This is a genomic window from Dactylosporangium sp. CA-152071 (assembly GCF_050936335.1).
Classification (GTDB): Bacteria; Actinomycetota; Actinomycetes; order Mycobacteriales; family Micromonosporaceae; genus Dactylosporangium; species Dactylosporangium maewongense.
Genome location: NZ_JBNJMZ010000001.1, coordinates 7,184,018 through 7,203,662 on the forward strand (window position 1 = coordinate 7,184,018; position 19,645 = coordinate 7,203,662).

Genomic DNA, 19,645 nt, shown 5'->3' on the forward strand with positions numbered 1-19,645 from the left:
GTGCGGACCGTGTGACGCATCAGCCGCAACACCAAGTAAGGAGACTCGATGAGGCGCAAGCTCGCCCTCATATCGGCCGCCGCAGTCGTGGCGGCCGGGGGTACCGTTTTGATCGCGAACCAGGCGTTCGCGGCGGCCGGTTGTTCGGCCAAGTACACGATCACCAACCAGTGGCCCGGCGGTTTCGGTGCCCAGGTCGACGTCACGAACCTCGGCGACCCGCTCACCAGCTGGAACGTCGGCTGGGACTTCGGCAACGCGTCCCAGACCATTTCGCAGATCTGGAACGCCAACAAGACCCAGACCGGCACGCACGTCAGCGCCACGAACCTGAGCTACAACGGCACCGTCGCCACCGGCGGGGTCATCTCCTTCGGGTTCAACGGCAACTGGAGCAGCGCCAACCCGGCCGGCACCAACTTCACGGTGAACGGCGTGGCGTGCACGGGCAACCCGACGAGCCAGTCGCCGTCGGCGTCGCCGTCGCAGTCCCAGTCGCAGAACCCGACCGCCCCGGTCGTGTCGCTGACCAGCCCGTCGTCCGGCTCCTCGTTCACCGCGCCCGCCACGGTGAGCCTGGCCGCGACCGCGACCTCGTCCGGCAGCACGATCAGCAAGGTCGAGTTCTACAACGGCTCGACGCTGCTCGGCACCGACACCAGCTCGCCGTACACCTACAGCTGGACCAACGTCGCCGCCGGCTCGTACTCGCTGACCGCCAAGGCGTACAACGCGGCGAACCTGTCGACCACCAGCACCGCGGTCCCGATCACCGTCACCACCGGTGGCAACGACCCGACGCACGTCGACAACCCGTACGTCGGCGCCAAGGTCTACGTGAACCCGGACTGGTCCGCCAAGGCCGCCGCCGAGGCCGGTGGCAGCCGGGTCTCCAACCAGCCGACCGGTGTCTGGCTGGACACGATCGCCGCGATCACCGCGCCGTCGGGCTCCGGCTACACGACGAGCATGCGCAAGCACCTCGACAACGCTCTCGCCCAGGGCGCCACGCTCGCGCAGTTCGTCATCTACAACCTGCCCGGCCGTGACTGCGCCGCGCTGGCCTCCAACGGCGAGCTCGGCCCGACAGAGATCGACCGGTACAAGACCGAGTACATCGACCCGATCGCCGCGATCGAGGCCGACCCGAAGTACAAGTCGATCCGCATCGTCAACATCGTCGAGATCGACTCGCTGCCCAACATCGTCACCAACGCGGGCGGCGAGGCCGGCGCGACCGCGGCCTGCGCGGTCATGAAGGCCAACGGCAACTACTCGACGGGCATCCAGTACGCCCTGAGCAAGCTGCACGCCGCCGGCACCAACACCTACAACTACATCGACGCCGCGCACCACGGCTGGCTCGGCTGGGACAGCAACTTCGGCCCCGCCGCGCAGCTGTTCGCCACCACGGTGCAGGGTGCCACCGGCGGCTTCGCCACCGTCGACGGCTTCATCACCAACACCGCGAACTACTCGGCGCTGGTCGAGCCGTTCGTCACCATCAACGCCACCGTCGGCGGCCAGTCGGTCCGGCAGTCCAAGTGGGTCGACTGGAACTTCTACACCGACGAGCTCTCCTTCGCGCAGGCCTTCCGCACGAAGCTGGTCTCGCTCGGCTTCAACAGCAACATCGGCATGCTGATCGACACCTCCCGCAACGGCTGGGGCGGCACCGCCCGGCCGACCGCGGCGAGCACCTCGACCGACATGAACACCTGGGTCAACGCGTCCCGCATCGACCGCCGCATCCACGCCGGTAACTGGTGCAACCAGTCCGGCGCCGGCCTCGGCGAGCGTCCGCGGGCGACCCCGGCCACCGGTATCGACGCGTACGTCTGGATCAAGCCCCCGGGCGAGTCCGACGGCTCCAGCTCGCTGATCCCCACCGGCCCGAACAACCCGGGCGGCAAGGGCTTCGACGGGATGTGCGACCCGACCTACACCGGTAACGGCCGCAACGGCAACAGCATGAGTGGCGCCCTGCCCAACGCCCCGGTCTCCGGTGCCTGGTTCTCGGCCCAGTTCCAGCAGCTGATGACGAACGCCTACCCGGCGCTCTAGTTCCACCCAGAAGGGCCCCCGCCACACGGCGGGGGCCCTTCGTTCGCTGTGCTCTACGCGAGGGTCCGGCAGAGGTTCTCCATCGTGCCGAGCTGGACCGGGACCTCGCGGTTGCCGTCCGGGTGCCTGATCACGACGAAGTCGCCGTGGGTGATGTAGTCGCCGCCGGGGAAGCCGACGTTGGCCGCCTTGATCGGCAGGGCGTTGTTGCCGTGCAGCTGCAGGATCCGGGTGCCGTCCTCCAGGTAGTACACGCGGATCGTGCCGGTGGCGTCCCGCACGACCGACTTGTGGTTGCTCGTGTTCGTGTAGCGGATCACCAGTACACCGGCGAAATCCTGCACCTTCGGCGAGCCGTCGGGATAGGTGGCGGGCGTGCGCATCCGCTCCTGGTCCCGGACGATGTCGCCCTTCACCTCGAACTGGCACACCTCGCCGGCCGGGATGACGAACGGCGGCGTGCTCGTCGGCTCCCAACCACCGGTGCCGCTCGAGGCGGCCGCCGTCCCCGCCGTCATCGCCACGATCGCCGCCGCCATGACCAACGTCTTCACCACACGCATGTGGGCCTCCTTCATGTCTTCCGACATGGTGGGCGCGGCCGCGGCGGCGGCTCCACGATTCGGTCGTCACCGAATCGTCGCGGCCCTGCCGTCGCGACCCGTTGTCGCGGCTCCCAGGAGGTCGGTGCCCAGCGCCGTGCGCTGGTAGAGGACCTGCCGCCCCGACCGCCTGGACGTGACCAGCCCTGACCGGCGCAGCACCGACAGGTGCTCGCTGACCGACGCCGCGCTCAGCCCCAGATCCCGCGCGACCTGCGTGGTGGACAGCGGAAGGTCGAGCTTCACCAGCAGCGCCGCCCGGCTGCGCCCGAGCAGGTCGGCGACCGGTGGCACCGCCACCCGGGCCGCGCCCTCCCACACCTGCCCCACGCCGCGCGGGCTGTAGATCAGCGCCGGGCACTCCGGGCTGGTGTCGACCAGCAGCGACGGCCACGCGAACACGCACGGCACCAGCAGCAGCCCCGCACCCTCCAGCCGGCTCCGCGACTGCCACGTCGGCCAGAGGACCCGTAGCGCGTCCTCGGCGTACTCCAGCTCCGGATGCAGGTTTCCCAGCAGCCGTACGATGCCGCCCGACGTCAGCTGATCCGCACGGTGTCCGATCTCGGCGTCGAGCAGCCCGGCCAGCCGCGACCAGACCGGCTCGATCGCGACCTGCCAGTACGCCTGGATCTCCGCCGCCAGCCGCCCCAGATGGCGCTCCGGGTCCTCGTACAACGGCAGCAACGCCTCAGGCAGCGGCCTGCCGAGCAGGTCCAGCTGCGCCCGCACCACCTCACCCGGCGTGCTGCGCACCCGCGCCAGCTCGTCGCCGAACCTGGTGTCCATCCGGTCCGGCGCCGGCGCCAGGAACTCCGGCACGTACCGCGGATCGCCCAGCACCGCCCGCAGCAGCTCCAGCCGCAGCGCCGACACGCCCCCTCGCACCGACCTGACCCACGGCTGATGCATCCGCATCCGCTCGGCGTGATCGGCGACCCGCACGCTGCTCACGAGCTCCTGCATGGGCGAGCGCGCGAACCGCAGCCGCGCCAGGTCCCCCGGCTCGAACAACAGCTCGATCACCCAAACCACGATACCTAGGAATCCGTCGACCTCCGGACCGTCGGGCGGCGGGCACCGCGGGCGTGGGCCGCGCCGGTGCGATTGGATCTCGAAGGAGGGTCGGCGGCGGTCGTACCGTCGGGCGGTGACCCTCATCGCGCACGTCAGCGACACCCACTTCGACGACGGTGACGGCGGGCGCAGCGCCGAGCGGGCGGAGCGGGTGCTGTCCTACCTGGAGCGCCTGCGCCGGCCCGTCGACGCCGTGCTGGTCACGGGCGACGTGGCGGATCACGGGCGGGCGTCGGAGTATTCGGCCGCGACGGTGCTGCGACGGCTCGGCGTACCGCTGCTGCAGACGCCCGGGAATCACGACTCGCGGCCCGAGTTCCGCCGCTACGTGGCCGCCGCCGGCGCCGGGCCCGTCGACCAGATCGCGCGGGTCGGCGACCTGGTGTTCGCGCTGTGCGACTCGTCGATCCCGGGGCGTGACGACGGCTGGCTGGCGGACGAGACGCTGGCGTGGCTCGACGACGTCCTGGCGGAGGGCGCACCGTCCCTCGTGTGCTTCCACCACCCGCCGGTGAAGATCGGCCATCCGGCCGCCGACCGCGTGCGCCAGTTCGGGGCCGCGCGGCTCGCCGAGGTCATCGCCCGGCACCCCAACGTCCTCGCGCTGCTGTGCGGGCACGTCCACAGCGCCACCGCCAGCGTCTTCGCCGGTGTACCCGTGCTGTCCGCCCCCGGTGTGGCATCGACACTGGTCCTCCCGTGGGAGGGCGACGGCGGCCTGGACCGCTCCGCGCCACCCGCGCTGGCCTTCCACCTGTACGACGCCGGCCGCCTCACGACGTTTTTTGTCGTACCTGGGTGAGAAGGTGGGGCATGGCTGAGCGGCGACCACTGACCCACACCACGATCTACGACGACGACTGGACCGACCACCACGCCGTCGGCCTGGAGCATTCCGGGGTCGCGTTCGTCGACGTCGACATGTGCGAGGCGACCAACGAGCGGTCGGTCTTCACCGAGTGCACGTTCACCAACGTCAGGTTCAACTGTTCCGTGCAGACCGACGTCGCCTTCCTCAACTGCACGTTCGTCGGCTGCAACTTCTTCGACGCCACCTTCACCCGCTGCAAGCTGGTCGGCAGCTCCTTCGACCGCTGCACCTTCGAGCTGCTGAAGGTCGAGGAGGGCGATTGGTCGTTCGTCGCCCTGCCCGCCGCGAAGCTCAGCAGCGCCGAGTTCACCGGCGTCCGCATGCGCGAGGCCGACCTGACCGCCGCCCGCTGCGAGGGCGCCACCTTCCGCGACGTCGACCTCTCCGGCGCCGCCCTCCAGAAGGCCGACCTCACCCGGTGCGACCTGCGCGGCAGCGACCTGTCCGGCCTCGACCCCCTGACCACCGAGCTCCGCAACGCCATCATCACGACCGACCAGGCGGCGATGATCGCGGTCGCCTTAGGCCTCGACGTCCGCCCCGCCTGACCCCCCAGTCGCCCCCACGCCCCGGCACGGTCCGCTCCACCGCGACGCGGCCCGGCTCGGCTGGGCTGAGCTGAGCGTGGTCTGGTTTGGCGCGGGGGCTGGGCTTGATGCGGTCCGGTTGCGGCGAGGGCCGGGCCGACGTGGCTGGGCGTGGCCTGGTTCGGCGGGGCTGGGCTTGGCGGTCAGGGCCGCACCCGTTCCCCCGAGCGTGACGACGTTGCCCACCCACCAGAAGCCCGCGAGCCGGGGGTCCCCGCGCCAGAAAAACTGCGCACCAGAAGCCCGCGAGCCAGAGCTCCTCGCGTCAGAGGTCCTCCGTCAGAGGTCCTCGCATCAGAGGCCCGCGAGCGCAGGAGGCCGCGTGCCGGAAGACCGTCACTTTTGTGGACAAGAAGGTCGTCGTCGGCGTGCAAGACAGCGGGGCCGGCCAGTACAGGCGCGCCGTCGAGCAGGCCGTCGCGGTCGCCGGCGGCGGGATCGTCGGGGTCGGGCCGGGACAGGTAGCCCGCCAGTGCCTTGACGCGGGACTGCTGGACGAGCTGCGGATCAACCTGGTCCCGGGTGGTGTCCAGGTGCTCCGCGAACTCGTACACGCCGGAAAGCCCGCCAGGTTCGAGGAGCCGACGATCATCGTGGGTCGGGGTGTTACCCACCTGGACTACCGGCTGCGGTGCTGAAACTTCTGGCGGAAACCGTGCAACCGCGAGTGGGTCGGGACGCGTTGAAGTCGCGACACCAGGGAGGGCGGGCATGCGGGCCGAGGCGAAGCGCGAGTACGTCGAGTACGTGACGGGCGCCATGCCGTCGTTGCGCAGGCTGGCGTACATCCTGTGCGGGGACGAGCACCGCGCCGACGATCTCGTGCAGCAGGCGATCACCAAGCTGTACGTCAAGTGGCAGCGGATCCGGGACGTCGAGCACCTGGACCAGTACGTGCGGACGATGGTCGTCCGCGGGTTCGTCGACGAGCGGCGGCGGACCTGGTTCCGGGTCGGGTTGACGGCGGAGCCGCCCGACGCGCCGGACCCGCGGAGCGCGGCGGCGGAGCGGGTCGAGGAGGCCGTCGTGCTGCGGGCCGCGCTCGCCCGGGTGCCGCGCAGGCAGCGGGCGGTGCTGGTGCTGCGGTTCCTGTGCGACCTGCCGGTGGACGAGGTCGCCGCGATGCTCGACTGCTCGCCCGGCACGGTCAAGAGCCAGACCGCCCGCGGGCTGGCGACGTTGCGCAGGTACGTCGAGGAGGCCGAACCGGCCGAGATGCGGAGAGGACGATGACGGTGCACGAGCACGAGCACGAACAGGACGGTGCGGCGCTGCTGCGGCCGCTGGCCGGTGGAAGGCCGATGGGACCGTCCACGGTGGACGTCGCGCGGGCGATGGCCGACGGGGACCGGCACCACCGGCGGGTGCGGATCGCGGGCGCCGGCGCCACGGCCGTCATCGTGGCGGTCGCCGGATGGGCCGCGGTGACGGACGGCGGAGCGGACAAGCCGGCCGTGACGGGAGCGAGCCCCAACCAGGAACCGGGCCGGAGCACCGGCCCGAAAGGGTGCGAGGTGCAGAAGCTCGCTGAGGGGAAGGCGGTCGTCAGCGGGTCCGACCCGACCGGCAGGTACATCGTCGGCCGCACCTACGAGAGCGGGCACCCGTCGACCGTCGTGTGGGAGGACCGGCAGCTGCGGAAGGTGCCCATGCCGGGCGACGACCCGACGCTGTACGACGCCACCTCCAAGGGCGTGCTCGTCGGCACCAGCTTCACCACCGCCGACACGACCACGGCGTGGGTGTACAAGGACGGGAAGTTCAGCAAGCTCGCCGGCACCGACGCCCAGGCGTTCGCGATCAACGAACGGGAGGTCATCGTCGGGTCGGTCCAGGGCAGGGCGGCGATGTGGGCGTCGCCGGACGCGCAGCCGACGATGCTGGCGACGCCGGCGAAGGGCATGACCGGCAAGGCGACCGGCATCGACGAGGACGGCACCGTGGTCGGCGCCCTGGTCGGCGGCGAGGCGAAGGCGGACCTGGGCTACGTCTGGTCGCCGGCGGGCACCGTGCAGCAGCTGCCGCAGCCGCAGGTCAACGGTAAGCCCGCGACCACGTACAGCGCCAAGGTGATCCGGGACGGCTGGGTGGTCGGCTGGGCCGGGCACGACGAGCCGGCCCGCGGCGGCCGGTTCATCGGTGCGCCGCGGTGGAACCTGCGCACCGGCCGGCTCGACACGGCGGACGGCCTGATGTGGGTGGTCAACGCCCAGGGCCGGATCGCCGGCGAGCAGACGATCGTCGCGCCCGACGGCACCACGCAGAAGCTGCCGCTGCCGGCCGGGTACGACGAGAAGACGGCGATGCTGACCGTCGAGGCGCTCAGCGACGACGGGACGGTCGTCGCCGGATACCTGTCCAGCCGGGGCAGCACGATGAACGCGGAGCCGGTCGCGGTCACGTGGAGCTGCACGAGTTGAGCGGAGCCGGTCGCGGTCACGTGGAGCTGCACGAGTTGACCTGGAGCGCGCTCCAGCTGGCAGCCTGACGACCATGACGGAAACGAGGAAACTGGGCCGCAGCGGCATCGAGGTCAGCGCGCTGGGGATCGGCTGCTGGGCGATCGGCGGGCCCTTCTGGGCCGGGGACCAGCCGCTCGGCTGGGGCGAGGTCGACGACGACGAGTCGATCCGGGCGATCCGCAGGGCGCTCGACCTGGGCGTCACGTTCTTCGACACCGCCAACGTCTACGGCGCCGGGCACAGCGAGAAGATCCTGGCCACGGCCCTGCAAGGAAGACGGGACCAGGCGGTCATCGCCACGAAGTTCGGCAGCACGTTCGACGAGCAGACCCGCCAGGTCGGCCCCGACGACGGCACGCCCGAGGGGGTCGGGCGGGCCGTCCGGGAATCGCTGCGGCGGCTCGGCACGGACTACATCGACCTGTACCAGCTGCACATCAACGGCCTGCCGATCCCGCAGGCGCTGGACCTGATCCCGGCCCTCGAGGCGCTCGTGGAGCAGGGCCTGATCCGCGCGTACGGGTGGAGCACCGACTTCCCGGAGCGGGCGACCGCGTTCGCCGAGGCCGGCGTCCACTGCACCACGATCCAGGCGGACCTCTCGGTGCTGCGGGGCTCCTTCGGCGTGATCCCCGTCGCCGACCAGCACGACCTCGGCGTCATCATCCGCGGGCCGCTCGCGATGGGTCTGCTCGGCGGCAGGTACACCGCCGAGTCGAAGCTGCCGGAGGACGACGTCCGCGGGCTCAGCCCCGAGTGGATGACCTACTTCACCGACGGGCGCCCGGCGGCGGAGTTCCTGAACAGGATCGACGCCGTCCGTGACGTCCTGACGTCCGGCGGCCGGACCCTCGCCCAGGGCGCGCTCGCGTGGCTGTGGGCGTACAGCGGCCGGACCGTGCCGATCCCGGGCTGCCGCACCGTCGCGCAGGTCGAGGAGAACGCCGGCGCGCTCGCCCACGGGCCGCTCACCGCGGCGGAGCTCGCCGACGTCGAAAAACTCATGGGAAGGTAGCCGGAACCGACCCGGCACCTCGTGCGCCTGCACGATGTGACCGTGGTGACTGACGATCCCGCCCCGGAGGGCCTCGACCAGGAGGCCTTCCGGGAGGTGTACGCCGTGCACTACCCGGCGCTCGTCCGGCTGGCGTACCTGACGACGGGCAGCCTCGCCGCGGCGGAGGACGTCGCGCAGGAGGCGTTCATCGAGTGGTTCCGCCGCGGCGACCAGGTCCGCGAGCCGGTGCCGTTCCTGCGCCGGGCGGTGGTGTCGCGGTGCACGTCCTGGGTGCGCCGCCGCCGGCTGGAGCGCCGCCACGCCACCGCTTCGTGGGAGCTGAGCGCCGAGACGACACCCGACGCCCAGGTCGTCCGGGCCGCGCTGCGGAAGCTTTCGCCGCGGCAGCGGGCGGCCGTCTTCATGCGGTTCTACCTCGACCTGCCGGAGGCGCAGATCGCCGCCGCGCTCGGCTGCCGCCCGGGCACGGTCAAGTCGCTGCTGCACCGGGCGCTGACCGCGATCAAGGAGGACCTCGATGTCGTCTGACCCGCAGGCCCGCGTCGGCGCGGCCGTCCGCTCCATCGCCGACGCCGTCCCCGTCGACCCCCCGGACGTCGCCGTGCTGATGGCGCGGGCCACGACGAAGCCGGGCCGGTGGCGTCCGCTGCTCAGTGCCGCTGGAGTTCTGGGTGTACTGGCCGCGGCGGCGCTCGGCCCGGGGCTGCTGGCGCAGCCGGCGACGCCCACCGACGGGACGGTCCTGCCGACCCGCCTCGCGGGCCTGTCGCTGCTGACCGCCCCGGTGTCCGAGGCGCCGCCCGGCCCCGCGCTCCTCATGTATGTGCAGGGCGCCGGCGGACCGCGCTGGCTGCACACCCAGCAGACGGTCGTGCTGGGCGCCGACGGGCACACGTACCGCCGGCTCGACGAGGCCGAGCGGCGCGGCGGCCCCGCCGAGCTCGGCACCTGGCAGGACGCGCCGGCGCTGCTCGCCCCCGACGGCACGCGGGTCGCGGTCGGCAGCATCGGCGCCGCCGCCGACGTCGCCGTCGTCGACCTGCGCACCGGCGTGACCGCCACCAGCGCGACCTCCGGCACCGGGGCGGTCCAGCCGCTGGCCTGGTCACCTGACGGGACCCGCCTCGCGTACACCGTGGGCGACACCGAATCGGCGGTCCTCGACCTCACGACCGGCACCTCCACCAGGCTCGCGACGGTGGCGACGGCCGCCGCGTTCTCGCCCGACGGCCGGCGGCTCGCCGTGCAGGGCACCCCCGACACGGAGGTCGAGCCGCGGCGCGCGATCCGCATCCTCGACCTCACCGACGATGGGGTCGTCACCGGACTCGACCCCGTCGGCTTCGGCGTGCTGATCGCCGGGCAGGCCGCCTGGTCGCCGGACGGCCGGTGGCTCGCCGTCGCCGACAACGCCGGCGTGGGCAAGCTCGACTGCACGATCACGTTCCTGCCCACCGGCCCGGCGGACCGGACCCCGCCGCCCGCGCCGATCGTCACGAAGGAGCAGATCGCGCTGGTCGGCTGGGCGGCGCAGGACCGGCCGCTGGTCACCCAGGGCGGCGCCACCGAGCACCGCACGGTCAGCGGACCGGACCTGCGCCCGCTGACCACCGCCGACGGCTCCACCACCTACGACCTGCAGGCCGCCACCGCGCTGCTGCCGTCGGCGCGGGTCGCCCCGGGCGGCGACCCCGACCGCGGCCCGTGGCCGGTCTGGCTCCGCCTCACCACCGCCGCAGCCGCCATCGCCGTCGTGGGCCTGGGCTGGCTGCTGTGGTCCCGGAGAAGGGCCACGGGGCGACCTCGCGGCCGCTGATGTGCAGAAAAGGCGGCGGCGGCGCGGGTGCTCAGGCCGCGCCGCCGCCGTGATGTCCCGGCCGCCACCGGGAGTCCTCGGGTTCGTCAGGTCAGGTACTTCGCGGCGTACTCCCGGGCGTCCTGGACGATCAGTGCCACCCGCTCGGGTGCGGCGTCCAGCGTGTCGTCGACGACGGTCAGCGTCGGCAGGACGCCCTCGCGGACCGGCAGCCGCCAGTGCGGGTTGTATCCGGCCTCGTGCACGCCGGTCGAGCCGTACGCCGGGTCGCCGAGGCAGACGTGGCCGAAGGACCGGTTGGTGCCGGTGAACAGCGCCGGGTCCGGCTGGTCGTGCAGCGTCGGCACGGTGTCGCGGTGACCGGCCTGGACGAGGGGGATGATGCCGCCGATCGCGTCGAACCAGGCCTCGCCGGCGATCAGCAGGTCAGGGCAGTCGGCCCGGATCAGCTCGACCAGCGCCCGAAGGCCCTCGGTGGTGCTGCCGCGCGGGTCGTTGTTGTACATGGCGGAGATGTCCAGGAACGCGCCGTCGAAGCCGTACCGCCGGTACAGCCGGACGATCTGCTGCGCGAGATGCCGCCGCCACGGCTCGTAGGACGGGTTGATCAGCGCGCCCCAGCTGTGGTCGAAGTGCCGGGACGCGTCCCAGTCCACGGACCCGATCGGCATGTGCCCGCTCGGGTTGAGCAGCTGCCCCGGCGCCGCCCAGGTCTCGAAACCGGGCAGGTCCCGGGCGGCCACGTTGGCGCCGAACATCGGCATGACCCGGGCGCCCAGCTCGTGGGCGCCGTCGACGAGCCGCCGGAAGCCCGCCTCGCCGCCGAGCCGCTCGTCGACGTCGAAGCGGCCGTACCAGCGGTAGTAGCGGCCCTCCCAACCCGGCAGGTACGCGAGGATCCGCTCCGGCTCGATCTGCTCCGCCAGCCGGCGCAGGGTCGCGAGCATGCCGTCGTAGTCGAGGAAGACCCGTCCGGTGAAGTGCATGCCGTTGAGCGACACGACGAGCGCGGTCCGCCGCAGCCACGCCGGCACGTCCGTGCGCGCCTCCCAGGTGGGCAGCTCGTAGGCGTCGCGCACGTGCGCGGTGTGCGCCGCCAGTACAGGAGCCGGATCCCCGGGACGCGACAGATGCCACGGCGGCACGTCGAACTCGGCGGACGGCTGGGTCGCGTCGGCGTCGGCGATGAGCTCGAAGTCGCACACCGACGGGTCGGCGAAGTGCGGCACCACGGCGAAGCGCTTGCCCCGCACCTGCCGGTCGAGGCTGCGCGCGACGGTGACCGTGCCGTCCGGGCGGCGCAGCCCGAGCAGCGGTGTGGCCAGGTCGAACCAGCCGTTGGGGTACGTCACGACCCGGCCGGTGACCGGGACCGGCAGGTCGCCCTCGCGCAACGCGGTCACGTCGCCGGCCGGCTGGTCGTGCAGGACCACGGCGACGCAGCGCACGCCGTCCTCATGTTCGGCCCGCACCTCGACCGTGATCCCGTCTGCTCCGACAGCGGTCCCGTCTGCTTCGACGATGCGGATCTGGGCGCGGCCGGGGCCGGTCTGCTGGCCGCCGGCCCAGGTGAGCCCTTCGGAGACGATCGTCGTGGTGGCCCCGTCGTGCTCGACCGTGACGTGGTCGGGGTCGAGCCCGTACACGTTCTCGCCGGTGTGGATCCGGACACTGACCGGGCCGAGCGGGGTGGCGAAGCGCGGATGCGGCCACCGGAAGCTCAGGTCGTGCATGGTTCTGCTCTCCTCAGGAATTCAGGACGCGAGCCGGCTGCTGAAGCCGCTCTTGCCCTTGTCGATCGCCTCGGCCGGGTTGCCGGTGAACACCCAGTCGCGGATGAACTGCAGGTAGGGGCCGGTCGGGTCGATGAACAGCGAGTTGTACTTGGCGGTGACCGGGACCTTGGCGGACGCGATCAGCTGGTTGGCGGCGAGCAGCCGCGGCTCGGCCTGCGTCGACGGGTTGTCGGCGGCGTCGGAGCGCACGGTCAGCTGGCCGGTCTTCGCCACGACGGTCTTCTGCACGTCCTCGCTCATGCTCCAGGCGATGAAGTCCCAGGCGGTCTTCGCGTTCTTGGCGCCCTTGGAGATGCCGATGACGTCGCCGCCGAGGAACGAGGCCGTGCCCTTGGTGCCGGGGATCGCGGTCACCCCGAAGTCGAGGCTCTTCTCCGCCTTGTAGACGCTGATGCCGAAGCTGCCGAGGGCGAGCATGCCGATCTTGCCGGACTGGAAGCCCGACAGCCAGGTGGCGCCGTTGTCGTCCTTGACGCCGGCCGGCATGAGCTTCTCGTCCCACATCGTCTTGTGGGCGTTCAGAGCGGCGGCGACGGCGGGGTCGTCCAGCGTGGCCTGGGTGCCGTCGGCGTTCATGATGTCGCCGCCGCTGGCCCAGACGTAGGGCAGCAGGGTGTACGCGTTGCAGCCGGCGCAGTTGCCGGCGAAGGTGTCGAAGGTGCTCAACGACCGCCCCGACGTGGGCGCCGAGGTCCGGCAGCGGGTCCTGGAGACGATCCCCCGGCTCGGCTACCGGCCCAACGCCGTCGCCCGCGGGCTGCGCTCCCGCCACACCGACACGATCGCGATCCTCACCGACGACCTCGAGGGCATCTTCACCAACGCGCTGATGTGCGGGGTCGAGGACGCCGCCTCCGAATACGACGTGTCGGTGCTGCTCGCCAACAGCTACGGCGACCCCGAGAAGGAGCGCAAGCACCTGCGCCGGCTCATCGACCGCCAGGTCGACGGGCTGATCATCATGTCGGGCAACCGGGTCCGCCCGCGCCCCGGCCCGGCCCTGCCGCTGTCCGGCACGCCGTACGTGTTCCTGTACGAGTACGGCACCTCCGAGCCCGTGCCGAGCGTGCTGCCCGACGACCGCGGCGGCGCGGCCCTCGCCGCCCGGCACCTGATCGACATCGGCCGGCGGCGGATCGGGTTCATCAACGGGCCGGCCTCGTGGGACGCGACCCGCGACCGGCTCGACGGGCTCACCGTCACCGTCCAGGAGGCCGGCCTCGCCCTCGACCCGGCGCTCGTGCGGCACTCGCCGTCGTGGTCGCCCGAGGACGGCTTCGCCCTGGCCGAGTCGATGCTCGCCGCGGCGCAGCCACCGGACGCGATCTTCTGCGCCAGCGACGACCTGGCCACCGGCGCGCTCGCCGCGATCCACGAGCGGGGCCTGCGGATCCCCGGCGACGTCGCGGTCGTCGGCTTCGACGACCGGTCCCTGGCCGTGCACCAGCGCCCGCCGCTGACCACGGTGGCGCTGCCGCTGCACGAGATGGGCAGGACCGCCGGCAGCCTGCTGCTCGCCGCGATCAACGGCGCGCCACAGCACCACGAGCTCATCCGGGTCCCGTGCGATCTCAAGGTCAGAGCATCGACGGCCTGCTGACGGCCTTTCGCGTGTACCGCCCGGCGCGCTCCTCCTGGTAGCCAGCACGGCGCGATCTCACTCGTCGCGCAGCCGGGCCGGTCCTGGCCGTGGGCGCTTCCTGCCGTGCCGGTGCGCGGACGGCCGCCGAGGTGGCGCGGAAATGGTTGTCAGCGGGGTTCGTCGGAGCGCCGGCCGCACCAGTCGAGGGTGCGGTCGGGGTTGACGCCGTTGATGCGGATCGTCCACGTGCGGCCGTCGGTGGTGGTCAGCTCCAGGTGCGTGGGGTCGGGGAACCTGGCCGACTCCACCCGGACCGCCGGCATCATCGGGGGGTGGGTGTTGTCCGGCGGGGCCTCGACGTCGGGGCGTTCCTGCTCCGACTGGTGGGCGGTGCAGGCGACGTCGGTGGTGCCCTCGCGGGCGAACGGGCCGGTGGTGCGCAGCCGGTAGTGCCGCTGGTCCGCCAGGTGCGCGACGAGCTCCAGGCCGTCGCCGGTCGCCGCGACCAGCTTCGCCGGGGCCTGTGCCGGGTCGCCGGCCAGGACGCTGCCGACGTTGGCGGCGGCGCCGGCGCACACCGTGAGGAGCACCGCGACCGTGCCGAAGCCGGTGACGGCCCTCCTGACGGCGGGGGTGCGCAGGCCGAGCCACCCGGCCGCCACGAGTCCGGCGACGGCGGTCACGGCCACCGGGATCCAGCCGGTGGGGCGTTCGAAGGGGATGAACCGCACGAAGCGCCACGGTGCGACCGACGCGGTCAGCAGGCCCGCCGAGACGGTCACGAGCGTCGCGACGCTGAGGACGGTGAGGGCGATGGCACCCCAGCGGCGCGCGAGGCCAGTGCCCCAGTGGGGCATCATCGGGTGCACCAGTCCAGGATCCTGGTCGGCCGGAGGCTGCCGGGGGAGAAGCCGACCTGCCAGGTGAGGCCGTCGGAGGTGTCGAACGCGACCTGCCGCCCGTCGGAGAACCGCACGGCCCGCACCTGGACGCCGCCGGGAGCGGTGCATGCCACGTCGGTGCGGCCCTCGCGGCCGAACGGGCCGGTGGTGCGTAAGACGTAGTGGCGGTGGTCGCGGTCGTACGCCACCAGCGTGAACCGGCCGTCGCCCGACTCGGCGACCGTGGCCGGCCCCGCGTCCAAGCCGGCGATCACGACGCCCACCAACAAAGCCAACAAAGCCAACGAAGCCAACCAGGCCAACGAAGCTAACCAAGGCGACGAAGCCAAAGAAGCCAACGAAGCCGGCAGGAAAGAACGCAGGAGGCCGGCAGCGACCAGGGCGACCCCGGTGACCAGCACCGCGATCGCCCTGGAGGGTCGTTCGAGCGGGATCAGCGCGACGAACCGCCACGGGCCCCATCCGGCGAGGACCGCCGATGCGATCGCCAAGCCCCCGGCCAGCACAAGTGCGGCCGCAACCCCCCGGTTTGCCGGCATGTGGTCATCGTCGGGCCTCAACCCGTCGGTGACAAGACCCGCTGATCTTCCACAGTGGACTTCCTGCTGCGGAACGCCGCCAGCAGCAGTACGCCACCCGCGAAGGCGACGAGAGCGCCGGTGGCGGCCGTGACGTGCATCGCGGTCACGAACGCGCCGTCGGCCGCGGCGGCCAGGTCGGCCCGGTGCAGCTGCTCCGCGACCGCGCGGGTGTGCTCGGCCGACGGCGCGGCGGCGTCGCGGGCGGACGGCGGCAGGCCGGCGAGGGCGGGCGCGATCCGGTCCCGGTAGGTGCTCGCGAGGATCGTGCCGAGCAGCGCGATGCCCAGGACGCTGCCGACCTGCCGGACGGTGTTGTTGACCGCCGAGCCGGCGCCCATGCGGTCCAGCGGCAGCACCGCGATGACCGCGGCGACGGTCGGCGCGATGGCCATGCCCATCGCGATCCCGCTGACGAACCCGACGGCGCAGAACCACAGCAGTGGCGTGTCCAGGTCGAACGTGAGGTTGGCCAGGAAGCTCGCGGCCACCACCAGCAGCGACACGCCGCTGACGGGGCCGACGCCGAAGCGCTTCGCCAGCCGCGCGCCGATGCCGGAGCCGGCGGCGACCCCGATCGCGCCCGGCAGGAACGCCAGGCCGGTCTCCAGGGCCGACATGCCGCGGGCGCCCTGCAGGTAGAAGTTGCCGTAGAACATCTGGCCGGTGATGCCGAAGAACAGGGTGGCGAGGGCGACGTTGCCGGCGCTGAAGCGGCCGTTGCGGAACAGGCGCGGGTCGAACGACGGCTCCGCCGAGCGCCACTCCACGACTGTGAACAGCGCGAGCACCACGAGACCGGCGAGCGTGGTCGCCCACACCTGCCAGCGGGTCCAGTCGGTGTTCTGGCCGGCCTCGATCAGCCCGTACGCCAGCAGCGCCAGGCCACCGGTGGACAGCACCAGACCGAGCGGGTCGGGGCGGCGCCGCTGCACGAGCTTCGGGTTGGGCACGACCAGCAGGACGCCGGTGAGGGCGATGGCGACGACGGGCAGGTTGACCAGGAACACCGACCCCCACCAGAAGTGGTCGACGAGCACGCCGCCGAGCAGCGGGCCGAGCGCGACGCCGACGCCGCTGGACGCCGACCAGGCCGCGATCGCGCCGGCGCGCCGCTCGGCCGGGAACGTCGCGCCGATGATCGCCATCGAGGTCGGCATCATCATCGCCCCGCCGAGCCCCATCAGGCCGCGGGCCAGGATCAGGCCGGTCGCGTCGCCCGCCCAGGCGGCCCAGACCGAGGCGGCCCCGAAGATCGCCAGGCCGGCGGCGAGGATCGTGCGGTGCCCGTAGCGGTCGCCGAGCGCGCCGGCGGCGAACAGCGCGGTGGCGAAGAGCAGCGCGTACGAGCCGACGGCCCACTGCAGCTCGCCGGGGGTCGCGCCGAGACCGGTCCGCGGGTCGGCGATGCGTTCGAGGGCGATGCCGAGGATGGTCGTGTCGATCCAGATCAGCACTGCGGCGAAGACGAGCACCGACAGCACGCGACGCTGCTGGGGTAGCTTTATTGACAGGTCCCTGACGGTCATGGCTTCACTGTGGCAATAACGTCAGGTTCCTGTCAATACTGGCACGGCGCACAATGGTTCCGTGAGTACCGACGAAGCCTGCTCCACGTTTCTCGTCCGGCACGCGTGGCTGAGCCTGCGCGGCGTGGTCGCCGAGGCGCTCGTCGAGCACGACCTCTCGGTCGCGCAGTTCGCCTCGCTGCTCCTGCTGCGGGAGTCGCCGGGCATGTCGGTCGCCGACGTCGCCCGCAAGGTGTCCACCGCCCGCCAGTCGGCCAACGAGATGCTCGGCGGCCTGGAGCGCGCGGGCCTGGTCGAGCGGCGCCAGCACCCCACCGACCGGCGCTCGCAGCAGATCATGCTGACCCCGCTCGGGCTGGAGCGGCTGGAGGCCGCGCTGCCGACCGTGCAGGCCGTCGAGGCCCGCCTCTCGGCCGGGTTCAGTGAGGCGGATCTGGCGGTGGTCTCCACGTGGCTGCACCGGATGGCCGGCGCCTCGGCCGGGGTGAATGAGGAGATTTCGACGCTTTAGCCTGGACAAATTGTGCTCCAGGTCACACCATGGAGGGACTGACGTAACCGCGGCGGAGGTGCGTCCCATGGAACTGCTCGGTGGCATACAACGGGTGGAGCACGCGATACAGACGCCGGCCGGTGACCCGGCCTGGCGCCCGGCGGTCAGTCAGGCCGTCGCTCAGCTCAAGGCGGCGTTCGCCGCCCACGTCCGGGAGACCGAGGGCCCGTCCGGGCTCTACGCGGGTGTCCTCGGCGACGCGCCCCGGCTCGCGCGGGGACTCTACGGGCTGGTCGACGAGCACGAGATCGTCTGGGAGGCCCTGGACGACCTGGAAGGGCACCTCGGTGCGGGCGGCGTCCGCCCGGAGGTGGTCTGCGAGGACGCGGCCCGGCTGATCCGGGAGGTGTGGCAGCACCGGCAGCGCGGCGCCGACCTGCTGCACGAGGCGTACGAGACCGACCTGGGCGGCGAGACCTGACGGTTCGCTTACGGCTCGCCCGGTGATTCCGAAGGCGCTTCCGGGCGCTCTAGGCTCGGGTGATGGGGCAACGTGTGCTGGTCGTCGACGACGACCCGACCGTCAGCGACGTGGTGCGGCGATACCTGGAACGCGAAGGGTTCACCGTCGCGCTCGCCGGTGACGGCCGGCAGGCGCTCGACTCGTACGACGCCGAACGTCCGGACCTCGTCGTGCTCGACCTCATGCTGCCCGGCATCGACGGGCTCGAGGTCTGCCGGCGCCTGCGCGCGCAGGACCGCACGCTGCCGGTCATCATGCTGACCGCCCTCGGCGAGGAGTCCGACCGCGTCCTCGGCCTCGAGCTGGGCGCCGACGACTACGTCACCAAGCCGTTCTCACCCCGCGAGCTGGTCCTGCGGGTCCAGTCGGTGCTGCGCCGGGCCGTCCCGGCTCCGGTCGAGGAGACGCTCGTCGACGGGGAGCTGCGCGTCGACGCCGAGCGGCGGACCGCCACGCTGCGCGGCGAGGCGCTGGCGCTGACCGTGCGCGAGTTCGACCTGCTGGTGTTCCTGATGCGCAACCCCGGCCGGGTCCTGCGCCGCGCCGAGTTGCTCCAGCAGGTGTGGGGCTGGACCTTCGGCGACCAGTCGACCGTCACCGTCCACATGCGACGCCTCCGGGAGAAGGTCGAGGACGACCCGGCCGAGCCGCGGCGCATCCTCACGGTGTGGGGCGTCGGTTACCGGTACGAATATGCGTGACGTCCTCCTCACGTTCCTGATGGCCCTCGGCTGCTCGCTGGCCGTCGCCGTCGCCGGGCTGCTCGTCCTGCGCGGGCCGCTGCGGGGCCGCTCCGTGACCGCGCACATCGTGGTGCTGCTGCTCGTCACCGTCCTGAGCGTGCTCGCCGGGATCGTCGGCGCCTCGATGGAGATGTTCATCTCCGACCACGACCTGCACGTGCTGCTCATCGTCGTCGGCACCGCCGCCACCGTCAGCCTCGCCGCCGGGCTCTGGGCCGGCGGGCGGCTCGCCAGGGCCAGCATGTGGGCCGCCGAGGCGCGGGAGCGGGAGCGGGCGGCCGAGGCCCGGCGCCGCGAGCTGGTCGCCTGGGTCTCGCACGACCTGCGGACGCCCCTCGCGGGGCTGCGCGCCATGGCCGAGGCCCTGGAGGACGGGGTCGTCTCCGACCCGTCGACCGTCGCCGACTACCACCGTCGCATCAGCGCCGAGACCGACCGGATGGCCGCGCTCGTCGACGACCTCTTCGAGCTGTCCCGGATCAACGCCGGCGCGCTGCAGCTGACCCTGTCCGAGGTGCCCCTCGGCGACGTGGTCTCCGACGCGATCGCCACCGCGACGCCGCTCGCGGCGGCAGCCGGCATCCATCTCACCGCGTCGTCGAACGGGTGGCCGACCATCCAGGGGTCCGTCCCGGAGCTGTCCCGCGTGGTCGACAACCTCATCCGCAACGCCATCCGGTACACGCCGCCCGACGGCACCGTGGCCGTGACCGGCGGCCAGGACACGAAGGGCGGCTGGCTGGCCGTCAGTGACACGTGCGGCGGCATCCCCGAGTCGGATCTGCCGCGCGTGTTCGATGTGGCCTTCCGCGGCACCGCGGCCAGGACCCCGACCCGGGAGGCCGGCGGCGGGCTGGGCCTCGCCATCGTCCGCGGCCTCGTGGAGGCGCACCACGGCGACGTCGCCGTCGCCAACGAGGGCGACGGCTGCCGCTTCGTGGTGCGGTTCCCCTAGACCGGCCTTTGAGACCGGCTGTGAGACCGGCCCGTCGGTCCTTGGAG

General features: G+C 72.4%; 21 protein-coding genes. 14 read left to right on the forward strand and 7 right to left on the reverse strand.

From position 1 onward, the window contains the following. Positions 1-48: 48 nt before the first annotated feature. Positions 49-2,064: a glycoside hydrolase family 6 protein gene (locus ACQEVZ_RS32275; protein WP_433373479.1), complete on the forward strand. Its 2,016-nt coding sequence runs from the start codon at positions 49-51 to the stop codon at positions 2,062-2,064. 53 nt (positions 2,065-2,117) lie between these two features. On the opposite strand, the gene ACQEVZ_RS32280 is transcribed toward ACQEVZ_RS32275, so the two are convergent. Then, on the reverse strand, positions 2,118-2,627 hold the full coding sequence (locus tag ACQEVZ_RS32280) for a hypothetical protein (protein ID WP_344501579.1): 510 nt from the start codon (positions 2,625-2,627) through the stop codon (positions 2,118-2,120). Between the two features lie 66 nt (positions 2,628-2,693). Continuing rightward, on the reverse strand, positions 2,694-3,692 hold the full coding sequence (locus ACQEVZ_RS32285; protein ID WP_433373484.1) for a DUF5937 family protein: 999 nt from the start codon (positions 3,690-3,692) through the stop codon (positions 2,694-2,696). 124 nt (positions 3,693-3,816) lie between these two features. On the opposite strand from ACQEVZ_RS32285, the gene ACQEVZ_RS32290 reads away from it, so the two are divergent. From ACQEVZ_RS32290 to ACQEVZ_RS32325, 8 genes are all read left to right on the forward strand, one after another. Further along, the gene (locus tag ACQEVZ_RS32290; RefSeq protein ID WP_344501577.1) at positions 3,817-4,545 is read left to right on the forward strand and encodes a metallophosphoesterase; all 729 of its coding nucleotides are present in this window, start codon (positions 3,817-3,819) and stop codon (positions 4,543-4,545) included. A gap of 11 nt (positions 4,546-4,556) precedes the next feature. Next, positions 4,557-5,162: a pentapeptide repeat-containing protein gene (locus ACQEVZ_RS32295; RefSeq protein WP_433373488.1), complete on the forward strand. Its 606-nt coding sequence runs from the start codon at positions 4,557-4,559 to the stop codon at positions 5,160-5,162. 383 nt (positions 5,163-5,545) lie between these two features. Continuing rightward, the gene (locus ACQEVZ_RS32300; RefSeq protein WP_433373491.1) at positions 5,546-5,839 is read left to right on the forward strand and encodes a hypothetical protein; all 294 of its coding nucleotides are present in this window, start codon (positions 5,546-5,548) and stop codon (positions 5,837-5,839) included. A 73-nt stretch (positions 5,840-5,912) separates the two neighbouring features. Further along, positions 5,913-6,434 (forward strand): SigE family RNA polymerase sigma factor, encoded by a 522-nt coding sequence (locus ACQEVZ_RS32305; protein WP_344501574.1) that lies wholly within the window; start codon positions 5,913-5,915, stop codon positions 6,432-6,434. Further along, positions 6,431-7,621 carry a hypothetical protein gene (locus ACQEVZ_RS32310; protein WP_433373494.1) on the forward strand — a complete coding sequence of 397 codons (1,191 nt, stop codon included), beginning with the start codon at positions 6,431-6,433 and terminating at the stop codon, positions 7,619-7,621. Before ACQEVZ_RS32305 ends, ACQEVZ_RS32310 begins: the two co-directional genes overlap by 4 nt. Positions 7,622-7,694: 73 nt before the next feature. Then, entirely contained in the window at positions 7,695-8,678 is a 984-nt protein-coding gene (locus ACQEVZ_RS32315) for an aldo/keto reductase (RefSeq protein ID WP_433373497.1), read from the forward strand. Between the two features lie 42 nt (positions 8,679-8,720). Continuing rightward, the gene (locus tag ACQEVZ_RS32320) at positions 8,721-9,209 is read left to right on the forward strand and encodes an RNA polymerase sigma factor (protein ID WP_354900485.1); all 489 of its coding nucleotides are present in this window, start codon (positions 8,721-8,723) and stop codon (positions 9,207-9,209) included. Further along, entirely contained in the window at positions 9,199-10,497 is a 1,299-nt protein-coding gene (locus ACQEVZ_RS32325) for a TolB family protein (RefSeq protein ID WP_433373501.1), read from the forward strand. Before ACQEVZ_RS32320 ends, ACQEVZ_RS32325 begins: the two co-directional genes overlap by 11 nt. Positions 10,498-10,583: 86 nt before the next feature. Here the strand turns inward: ACQEVZ_RS32325 and ACQEVZ_RS32330 are convergent, their stop codons facing one another. Further along, a complete protein-coding gene (locus ACQEVZ_RS32330; RefSeq protein WP_433373504.1) occupies positions 10,584-12,230 on the reverse strand; it encodes a hypothetical protein in 1,647 nt (548 codons plus the stop codon). 21 nt (positions 12,231-12,251) lie between these two features. Continuing rightward, the gene (locus tag ACQEVZ_RS32335; RefSeq protein WP_433373507.1) at positions 12,252-12,959 is read right to left on the reverse strand and encodes an extracellular solute-binding protein; all 708 of its coding nucleotides are present in this window, start codon (positions 12,957-12,959) and stop codon (positions 12,252-12,254) included. Here ACQEVZ_RS32335 and ACQEVZ_RS32340 point away from each other — a divergent pair. After that, complete coding sequence (locus ACQEVZ_RS32340) at positions 12,952-13,893, forward strand: LacI family DNA-binding transcriptional regulator (protein WP_433373510.1); 942 nt, start codon at positions 12,952-12,954, stop codon at positions 13,891-13,893. The two genes, ACQEVZ_RS32335 and ACQEVZ_RS32340, sit on opposite strands and share 8 nt — an antisense overlap. Positions 13,894-14,042: 149 nt before the next feature. On the opposite strand, the gene ACQEVZ_RS32345 is transcribed toward ACQEVZ_RS32340, so the two are convergent. The 3 genes from ACQEVZ_RS32345 to ACQEVZ_RS32355 all read right to left on the reverse strand — a co-directional run bounded on the left by ACQEVZ_RS32345 (position 14,043) and on the right by ACQEVZ_RS32355 (position 16,884). Further along, complete coding sequence (locus ACQEVZ_RS32345; RefSeq protein WP_433373513.1) at positions 14,043-14,735, reverse strand: hypothetical protein; 693 nt, start codon at positions 14,733-14,735, stop codon at positions 14,043-14,045. Continuing rightward, positions 14,732-15,031 (reverse strand): hypothetical protein, encoded by a 300-nt coding sequence (locus ACQEVZ_RS32350; protein WP_344501566.1) that lies wholly within the window; start codon positions 15,029-15,031, stop codon positions 14,732-14,734. Before ACQEVZ_RS32350 ends, ACQEVZ_RS32345 begins: the two co-directional genes overlap by 4 nt. A 302-nt stretch (positions 15,032-15,333) precedes the next feature. After that, positions 15,334-16,884, reverse strand: coding sequence for an MFS transporter (locus ACQEVZ_RS32355; RefSeq protein ID WP_354900494.1), 1,551 nt, complete (start codon positions 16,882-16,884; stop codon positions 15,334-15,336). A gap of 61 nt (positions 16,885-16,945) precedes the next feature. Here ACQEVZ_RS32355 and ACQEVZ_RS32360 point away from each other — a divergent pair, with 61 nt between their 5' ends. The 4 genes from ACQEVZ_RS32360 to ACQEVZ_RS32375 all read left to right on the forward strand — a co-directional run bounded on the left by ACQEVZ_RS32360 (position 16,946) and on the right by ACQEVZ_RS32375 (position 19,598). Then, positions 16,946-17,395: a MarR family winged helix-turn-helix transcriptional regulator gene (locus ACQEVZ_RS32360; protein WP_344501564.1), complete on the forward strand. Its 450-nt coding sequence runs from the start codon at positions 16,946-16,948 to the stop codon at positions 17,393-17,395. A 67-nt stretch (positions 17,396-17,462) separates the two neighbouring features. Next, positions 17,463-17,858, forward strand: coding sequence for a hypothetical protein (locus ACQEVZ_RS32365; protein WP_433373518.1), 396 nt, complete (start codon positions 17,463-17,465; stop codon positions 17,856-17,858). 62 nt (positions 17,859-17,920) lie between these two features. Further along, on the forward strand, positions 17,921-18,601 hold the full coding sequence (locus ACQEVZ_RS32370; RefSeq protein WP_344501562.1) for a response regulator transcription factor: 681 nt from the start codon (positions 17,921-17,923) through the stop codon (positions 18,599-18,601). After that, positions 18,594-19,598, forward strand: coding sequence for a sensor histidine kinase (locus ACQEVZ_RS32375; protein ID WP_344501561.1), 1,005 nt, complete (start codon positions 18,594-18,596; stop codon positions 19,596-19,598). Before ACQEVZ_RS32370 ends, ACQEVZ_RS32375 begins: the two co-directional genes overlap by 8 nt. The last annotated feature ends 47 nt before the right edge of the window (positions 19,599-19,645 follow it).